Genomic DNA, 1,728 nt, shown 5'->3' with positions numbered 1-1,728 from the left:
GGCCGGGCACCGCCGCCAGCCAGGACCGGATGTGATCATGTGACGGGGTCAGTTTCGCTTGAACGAGCTCGCCGGTGACGCCGTCGATCGCCGCTGCCGCGACCGATCGCGCGTGCACGTCCAGCCCCACGCTCGTACGCTCGGTAAACACCGGGGCCTCCCACGCCTGTCGGATAGGCCGAGCAGGCCACTCCTGCCCGGCAACCCACGAACAAGCGTGAGCGAGGCCCCGGCCCGCAACCACCCGAAACCCGAGCGGTCACTCCATACCGTCTAACTGACGCCGTTGGGGCGGACATGGATGCTCCAGAGGATCACGGTCGTGAACCCGGAGGAGCGAGGGGTGTTCATCACGGCCTGGCCGTCCGCGTAGAACGGGCCACCGCCGTAGATCGCAGACTGCGGCGACCTCTGTGCCGCGGCAGGCGTCGGGCGGCGGCCTCCCCCTCACCACAGCGACCTGATCAAGCAGACGGTTTTCACCCGAACGAGCCCGTATCATGGAGTAATTCCAAGCCATAGCGTCGTACTCGTGACGACCATCAACTCCACCGCGTACAGCCGCGACCTGGGCGACGAACTGCGCCGGATGCGGCAGAGGTTCACCGGCCTGCGGGGCCGCGGCCTGGCCACCCAGCTCGGCTGGGATCCGAGCAAGGTCTCGAACATGGAGCACGGCAAGATCCGGGCCACCGAGATCGACCTCGCGCAGTACCTCGCCGCCTGCGGCAAGGACATCGACTTCATCGAGGACTTCTTCCGCCGCTACCGCAACGCCTTCGACCCCTACCTGGCCCAGACGCCGGACCACCTCCGCACGCTCCTGCTGACCGAGGCGTCGGCCACCAAGATCACGTCCTACGACATCGTCGCGGTGCACAGCCTCCTGCAGACCCCTGCCTACGCCCGCGCGCTGCAGGCCGCGACCCACGAGGACAGCGCGATTGACAGCGACCGCCAGGCCGTCATGCGTCGCCCTGCCAGCCCCGAGTGCGTGTTCTACCTGCACGAGATAGCGCTGCGGATGCGACTGGGCGGCCTCCAGGTCATGCACGACCAGCACACCAAACTGCTGGCCCACGCGAACATCGTGCGCATCGTGCCGCTGGAGGCGACCACGGCCGCGTTCCAGTCGAAGTGCACGCTGTTCGAGTTCGAGAAGGCGACCCCGATCGTCTACGCGGAGTCCGGCCACGCCAAGGTGTTCGCCCAGGACGACGCCGCCGTCGACCGTGCCGAGAAGCTCTTCGACCTGCTGGACTCCGTGGCACTGGACGAGGAGCAGACGCGACGCAAGCTGACCGAGTACACCAGCCAGCTCGCGCCGGTCCACGGCCTGACCAGCCGTCAGTAGCCGAACACGAGGTCGTAGGCGAGCTGCGGGTCGAACTTGCCGGCGTCCACGCCCGGCGCCTTGCCGCACCGTCCGTCGGAGTCGCCGGGCACCTTCACCCACAGCAGCATCTCCGCGCCACCACCGGTCCGGGCGGGCGTGCCGAGCTTGCGGCCACCGGGGTTGCACCACTCCCCGTTGTGCCCGTTGCCGTTGCGGCTCGTGTCGACGACGTACGGCTTGGTGTAACCGGGCAACGAACCGCTGACCGAGCTGCCGTACGCCGTGGAAGCGGCCGTGGTGTGGTAGTTCGACACGTTGATCGAGAACCCGCGGACGTTCCGCACGCCGGCGGCGTCAAGACGCGACGCCATGGTGCCCGCGGGCACCCACTG

The 1,728-nt window shown here is 68.3% G+C and carries 2 protein-coding genes; one reads left to right on the top strand and one right to left on the bottom strand.

The window, feature by feature from the left end; all coding sequences use genetic code 11:
* Positions 1 to 532: 532 nt before the first annotated feature.
* The gene (locus tag B0F77_RS44205) at positions 533 to 1,354 is read left to right on the top strand and encodes a helix-turn-helix domain-containing protein (RefSeq protein ID WP_086669049.1); all 822 of its coding nucleotides are present in this window, start codon (positions 533 to 535) and stop codon (positions 1,352 to 1,354) included.
* Here the strand turns inward: B0F77_RS44205 and B0F77_RS44200 are convergent.
* Positions 1,348 to 1,728 (bottom strand): glycoside hydrolase family 6 protein (locus tag B0F77_RS44200; protein WP_211294347.1); only part of this gene is annotated, 381 nt, incomplete at its 5' end. The two genes, B0F77_RS44205 and B0F77_RS44200, sit on opposite strands and share 7 nt — an antisense overlap.

The organism is Lentzea kentuckyensis (assembly GCF_002150765.1).
Lineage (GTDB): Bacteria > Actinomycetota > Actinomycetes > Mycobacteriales > Pseudonocardiaceae > Lentzea > Lentzea kentuckyensis.
This window is presented reverse-complemented; position numbering and strand designations above follow the sequence as displayed.